Genomic DNA, 7,023 nt, shown 5'->3' with positions numbered 1-7,023 from the left:
GCATGCCCGGGCCGACATCCTCTGCCTTGCCCACCACGTGCTTAGCCATTTTTCCTCCCTGGCAAAAGCGAGACGGAACTGATCCGAGAAGCCATCTTAAACGTAATAACCTCGCTCCATCTGCGGAATAGACAGATTGGATCAAAATGCACCACCACAGGGCGAAAGCAGAACCGAACATGAAGACGCGGGCGCAGCCACGACTGCGTTCAAAGATCCGGCGACGCCGGCCGCCGAGGTCATCGGTTGGCGGATACCGCTGAAGAATCGGGTGGTCGTGGCAAAGGCGGACGTCTGAGTTTCGACCAACAGAGGCCTCGGCATCGGGATCAGTTTTGCTCACTTGGGGCGCTCTGCGCGGCGGCTGCGTTCGCGGCGCCCCACCGAAGCGGCTGGTGCAGCAGCCGACACGCTGCTGATGGGCCTCGACCGGGATCTAAATTCAGCGACGAAGCCGCCGACGCCGGCGGGCGCGTCTACGGGCGCCGCGCTCGGTAGCACTCTTCTTCGGTTTCTAGCATTGATTGCGCGATAGAATTCGTCGCGTAATTCCTCATGAAGACGTATCTGACGCGCAGATGACTATGGGACCGGCCGAAACTAACCCCTGATTCGATCTGCGGCGAGGTCGCCGCGTTCATCTTCTCAGTTCAGATCGCGCGGAAACTCCTTGACCTCTTCGCGATCAACCATGGTCTCGTCGCCGGAACGCGCGACGAGATGAGTTTCCATGCGCCAGACATCACGTAGCGCGCGCATCGTTGCAGAAACCCTAACTCTGGCGTCCCAATCGCCTCGGGCGTAGCACTTCTCCCAGGTCACGGTTCCCCGTGCCGAATTCGGATCGTCCGGATGGACGACGAAGACGTTTGTCTGCCTGGCTGACAGAGTGATGCCGGTGTGTGGATGGCGCACGCTTCCGCCGTCGCTGACGACGGTGTAAGTGGCTTCCCCGGTGATCTGGTTGGTTGTCAGCTCGCGCCGGAAAGGCTCACCCTCCTTGATCACTTCCTGCAGCATCGGCATTGCGCTCTCCGGTCGGTCAAACGCCGCAAGTGCTGCATCCAGTGGCTGCGGCTTGCGCACAGGCAGGATCAGCCTGCTGCCGGCGCAATGGATCGACAGCGTCGCCTTCTCCGGCCCCGGGAAGACAATTGGCCAATGCCCCGTTGCGACGGCAAGGCGGATACGCTGACCCTTCTCGAACCGCTGGCCACAGCAACGCAATTTGATGCGCGCAATCTCGGCCTCGCCCGGATTCATCGGCTGCAGTTCGAAGTCGTCATGCCTATGCGTGAGGTTGAGAATGCCGTAGCTGACGCGTAATGCCGCGCCGTCCTCGAGCACCAGCGACAACGTCGCCGAGATCAGAGCAACCGGCTTGTCCGCGGCGAGCGTGACCTCGAATTCAGGAAAGCCGAGAATCTCCACGGCTTCTTCCAAAGGCTTCGTTTCGAAGACGAGTGCGTTGCCGACTTCCATGCGCTGATCGACCGGCAAGGTCGGATCCACGCCGTAGCCGCACCATGCGCCCGAGGAGAGCCCCGCCGTCGAAGGCGAACAGATTCTCAGCACGTCGTCGCTGCCGGCGCCCTCGGCAAGGAGCCCCGGCGAAAGGGCCAGCGAACGCTCGCTTAGACCGGGTGCCGGCCATGACGGCTCTGCAACCCAGCGCCCTGGCCGCTCATCATAAATAGCGGCTGGCGGACACGGGTCCTGCATCCAGGCACGCAGCATCGGTTCGTAGGTAATGCCGGTGTCGATGCCCTTGAGATACTGGTCCCACCAGCGCAGGCATTCCTTGAGAAAGCCGATGCGCGGTCCTGGCATGGCGAAATGCGGATATTTGTGACCCCAAGGACCGATCAGGCCTTTCCGGATGCCAGGCAGGCTTTCGAGCATGCGGAAGATCGGGTTCGGATAGCTGTCAGCCCAGCCACCGACGAGGTAAACGGGGATCTCGACATTGGAGTAACCCTCGCAGATCGACCCGTGCTTGTAGAACTCGTCGCGGCGCTGATGCTCGAACCAGTCCTGCATCCAAATGCCGTTGCCGTTGAGGCGGCCTTCCCAAAGCTGGCGCCAGCGGTCGCCGACGATCAGTGGGTCGGGCGGCGTCATGGCGATCGCCCAGGCGGTAGTGCCCCAGTCCAGATTGTCGCACATCTGCGCGCCGCCGAGATAATGGATGTCGTCATTATAGCGGTCGTCGGTAGAGCACAGTGAGATCACGGTTTTGAGCGCCGGCGGGCGGCGGGCGGCGACCTGGAGCCCGTTGAAGCCGCCCCAGCTAATGCCGATCATGCCAACGGCGCCGGAGCACCAGGCTTGCTTCGCCAGCCACTCTATTACCGCCACGCAGTCGTCCTGTTCCTGCTTCAAATATTCACCCTTGCAAACGCCTTCGCTGTCGCCGGTGCCACGCATATCGACACGTACGCCGGCGTAGCCATGACCGGCGAAATAGGGATGCGTAAGTGCATCGCGCTCCACCGTTCCGTCGCGTTTGCGGTAAGGCAGGTATTCGAGGATGGCAGGGACCGGATCGGCCTCGGCGTCTTCGGGGAGCCAGATGCGGGCAGCGAGCTTCACGCCATCTGGCATCGAGATCCACAGGTTCTCGATCTCTCGGACCTTGCGCGGGAAATCGGTTACCACGCGAATATCTTTCATTGCACGGACCTCTTCTCAACTTATGGCAGTTGTCTCGGGTTGATCGATCCGAGCAACGGTGCAGGCGCCTGCGTTGCGCAGGTCTCTTGCAAACGGGCAGCGACCGTGGAACTCGCACCCGGAGGACGACGCGAGATCATCTTGACACATCGAGCGTCAAGAACAGTAATGGCTTTTAAATCCAGCATCGGTGGTGTCTACGCAGCACCGGTTCAGACATTGGCGTCACTGAACGGTTTGCTACCTGCGCCAATTTGGACCGGAACCATCGTCATTTGCGCCAACGATCCACAAATATGGTCCCACCGTGTCAGCTCAGCAGGCGGGGCTGAGCATATTCCTTCAAGCCCTCGATACCTCCTTCGGTCCCAAAGCCAGATTCCTTACAAGGACTGAACGGATAATCCAAATTGAACTCCAGATGCTTGTTCACCCATATTGTTCCGAAGTCCAACCGCCGAGCGATCCGCGCCGCTCGATCTCTGTCGGCCGACCATACGGAAGCAGTAAGACCATAAGGCGTGGCGTTGGCCCGGCGTACAACGTCATCGACATCCGTAAATGTCAGGACCGGAAGAATCGGGCCGAACTGCTCATCTTTGACGAGCGAGGCTTCGTCGGAGATGTCCGTCACGATGGTAGGGTTGATGAAATAGCCGGCAAGAGCTGGCGCTTTGCCCCCTACGACAATGCGGCCGACTTTCTCCGCTTCATCCAAGTATTGAAGAACTTTATCGAACTGGGCTTTATTCTGCAGAGGACCTACGGTGACATTGTCTTCCAAACCGTCGCCCACAACTGCATTCCGAGCCAGAGCAGCCAGGCATTCGCAGAAGCGATCTGCAATAGCCGCATGAACGTAGACCCGCTTGATTGCAGTACAGACCTGTCCAGTATTGAGAAATGCCGCGTTGAAAATGGCTTGCGCTACACTCTTCAGGTCGACGTCGTCGAATACGATTGCCGGATCATTGCCACCCAATTCCAAAGAGAGACGCTTTAAGCCTTGAGCAGCAGACGTCATGACTGCTTTGCCGGATGCGGTGGATCCCGTAAAAGAAATTTTTGCAATACTGGGGTGGCTGACGAGCTGCGGACCAAATGATCCATCGTCCGCGATGATCTGAATAAGCCCTGCCGGAACAACATCCTTAATGAGTTCACCGAAGCGCAGGGTGGCCAAGGGAGTGGTCGGTGCCGGCTTAATGATTATGGAGTTCCCCGTTATAATTGCGGGACCGATCTTGGATACTGCAGCTTCAAGTGGAAAATTCCACGGCACTATTCCTGCGACGATACCGTACGGTACAAAGAATTGCTCCGCGTAAGCCTCCGGCTTATTATTTAGTACGATAGGACGCAACTCCAGGCCTGAACAGTGCTCAAGAAATTCGGCGCACGAAATGGTTTCGTTTCGAGCTTGCTGAAGCGGCTTTCCCTGCTCCTGGGTCAGAAGGCGTGCAAGTTCTTCGACGTTCTTCCGCAGAACGTCGGCCAGAGCACGGAGGAGCCCACTGCGCACCGTCCACTGTTCGGTCCGCCAAGTCATAAAGGCCCGGTCAGCAGCGTCGATCGCCTGCTGCAGAACTTTCGCTCCGGGTACTATCGCCGCTCCGACAGTGCCTTGCGTCGCCGGGTTTATGACCTTGAATTTCAAGCCGTCACGGACAAGAGAGCCGTCAACCAGTGAGTAGAAATTTCTTGAATCCGCCATATGGCTATCACTCTCATAGGCTTCAAACGTGCTGCTTGCCTCGCTCATCGAATTCTTTCCCTACTCGACACGCTGTTCAATCTTGATGTTGGCGGAGTACTTAATATTTCACCGGTGAGGGTGCCTGTCTTTGCTGCGGTGAAATTGAGCATCGGAGCCTGGGCGCACATGGCTGAACCTCGGAGGCAGCAGCAGCAGCGTGACCCCGCGGCAATGCTTCGGATAACAATAATATTACTCCACGATCTTTCTGGTTTGTCCTGGCTCGGGTTCTCTGGATCCAGTTTGTCTCGATGACTCGCTCCGCCAGGGAAAGTAAGCGCCAAGCTCCGCATTTCTAGATGCAGATGACGGCAAATTGCACCAGCACAAGGCCACCATCAGGTGCCTTAGTGACAATGGCAGCCTGATACACAGAGCGATGCGAGGGGCGTGTCTGCGTTACTCCTTCTTTGCTTTCGTCCAGCGAGCCGCCGGAGTCCAACAAGCCCCGCGCGCCAAATCCGAGCGTCCATGTCCACAACTGTGCCGAACTCGACAGTAATGACGCATTCTTCGTTTGAGAATAATGGCTGGCTCCGACGCGGCCCGAGAGCTTGTCCGCAACGGCATGCCGGCTTGCCCGAAACCCGCGCGCACAGTCGGCCCTGACGCCTCGCTCTGCTCACCGCTGCGGATCTTGGACCGTGCCAGCGCACGATAGGGTTCGATGCCTCGCCGATAGTTTCATGGTCCTTTGTTCACACACTGAAAAATTGTCGACGGCGCGAGGTCGCTGGCGGCCAGTTTGGTCGCCAGTAATGATGTTTTTGCTGCTGAAAGCTTAAGCAGAAACTGCTTTGTTCAGTCTACGGGAAGTCGCACCAGGACCTGGCCGTCTTCCACCTTCGTCTTGAACACGGTGATTGGGCAGTCAGCCGGGCCTTGAACCACTTCACCGGAGGTGATCTCAAATTGAGCACCATGCAAAGGGCACTCGATAAGAGTCCCCTCCAGCCAGCCATCAGAAAGGAGAGCGAATGCGTGTGAACAAACGTTGTCGGTCGCGTGTACTTTTCCGCCGATCAAGTAGATGGCAATTCGGTTATCGTCGATCTCGAACGGCCTTACGGTGTCCTCTTCAAGATCGGAAAGGGCGCAAAGGATTATCCATTCAGAATGTTGCGGCGCAGTATCTATGTTCTTTTCTACTGTTGTCACAGTTCACTCCGATTGCCGCGATTAGCCAGTTGCGAGGTATATATTGGACGGATCAACTTCCTCGGTCCGGCTCATTATGTCAGGCGATATAGGCTTGCCAGCCTTTGCGTCTCGCCGGAGCTGCGTCATGTCACGACCGGGGTTGACCCCCACGGCACTGACAAAACGACCCTGTTCATCGGCGCCAATCTCCAGCCACCGTTCGCTCGCGACGTCTCCGATGCGATACAGGCGCGTCGCGAGCGCTGGCAGCCCGAGTGACTGGATGGTTACGCCGCACTGATCGGACCAGAACCAAGGTAGGTCCTGATACTGTACATCCAGACCGCACATAACTTGTGCCGCCACGACGGCCTGATCGCCGGCCACGGTCCAGCTCTCACTGCGTAGCCGTCGGCCAAGCGCGGGCACAGGATAGTTCGTCACCTCTCCGGCAGCATATATTCCCGGAACGGACGTTTCGCAGCGAGCGTTCACAACGATCCCGTCAGCGGTGTCGATGCCGGCATCAGCGGCGATTTGCGCATTAGGCCCAATCCCGATGCCAATAAGGACCATATCAGCAACGACCGACCCTCCATTCCAAGTTAGAACGACCTCGCCCTTTGAATTATTTGACATACGCAGATTCGCACAGTTCAAACGAAACTCACCACCTTCGCTCGCGTGACGCGTCGCGACCCATTCTGACAAAGAGAGTGAGGCGCTGCGCGGCAGCAGTCGTGGCGCTAACTCAATGACCGTTGTTTGACAGCCCAAGCGGCGAGCCATCCCCGATACCTCTAGCCCGATAAAACCACCGCCTACAACTGCCAGCCGCCGGCCAGGCGCAAGAGCCGCGCGTAATCGCAAAGCGTCTGATTCAGTGCGCAAATAATGAATTTGTGCCGGGTCCACACTGGAGTGCTCGAAGTGCCGTGCTCGAGATCCCGTGGCGATCAACAGCTTGTCGTAGTGTTCCGGTTCACCGATATCAGTATGGACGATGCGTCGAAGAGGGTCGATTAGGGTGGCCTTCGTTCCATCCCGCAAAACGACGCGATCTGCATACAGATCAGACCCTTTCAGAGTCGGCCTCTTGCCCCCCAAGAGAAAGTCCTTGGACAGCGGCGGCCTGTCATAGGGTGTCCCGCTTTCGCTATGAATCAGGACCGTGCGCTGCTCAGGACATAGCTCGGCGAGCGTTGTGGCAGCACGATGCCCTGCTAGTCCTCCTCCGATGATAACGACCGTTTCCATAAACCTTCCTCAGCGCCTGGCGACTTTGAACGTTACCAACATGACCAAAAGAAACAAAAATATGGAGATGCGCTAGTGTCAAATTCCTGCGAATTCGTTCAGCACAGACGGCCCAGTCTCCAAACCTCGAAGCGCCTCCTCGCCAGAAACTGTGCTCCGCGGAATTGGTGGCTTTTGTGCATTTTAACGGTCAGAAA

General features: G+C 57.7%; 5 protein-coding genes. All 5 read right to left on the bottom strand.

The annotated features are described in order from the left end of the window. Positions 1 to 343 (bottom strand): hypothetical protein (locus tag NKJ08_RS37845; RefSeq protein ID WP_352786266.1); only part of this gene is annotated, 343 nt, incomplete at its 3' end. Between the two features lie 302 nt (positions 344 to 645). Further along, positions 646 to 2,673: a CocE/NonD family hydrolase gene (locus tag NKJ08_RS37840; protein ID WP_352786264.1), complete on the bottom strand. Its 2,028-nt coding sequence runs from the start codon at positions 2,671 to 2,673 to the stop codon at positions 646 to 648. A gap of 310 nt (positions 2,674 to 2,983) precedes the next feature. Then, positions 2,984 to 4,435, bottom strand: a complete 1,452-nt coding sequence (locus tag NKJ08_RS37835) for an aldehyde dehydrogenase family protein (RefSeq protein ID WP_352786263.1) — start codon at positions 4,433 to 4,435, stop codon at positions 2,984 to 2,986. A gap of 795 nt (positions 4,436 to 5,230) precedes the next feature. Beyond that, on the bottom strand, positions 5,231 to 5,587 hold the full coding sequence (locus tag NKJ08_RS37830) for a non-heme iron oxygenase ferredoxin subunit (RefSeq protein WP_352786261.1): 357 nt from the start codon (positions 5,585 to 5,587) through the stop codon (positions 5,231 to 5,233). 21 nt (positions 5,588 to 5,608) lie between these two features. Next, positions 5,609 to 6,826, bottom strand: a complete 1,218-nt coding sequence (locus tag NKJ08_RS37825) for an NAD(P)/FAD-dependent oxidoreductase (protein ID WP_352786259.1) — start codon at positions 6,824 to 6,826, stop codon at positions 5,609 to 5,611. Positions 6,827 to 7,023: the final 197 nt, after the last annotated feature.

The sequence above is a fragment of the Mesorhizobium sp. M0244 genome, assembly GCF_040321795.1.
Classification (GTDB): Bacteria; Pseudomonadota; Alphaproteobacteria; order Rhizobiales; family Rhizobiaceae; genus Mesorhizobium.
Note: the sequence above shows the minus strand (reverse complement) of the source record. Positions and strands in the feature narration are given on the sequence as shown.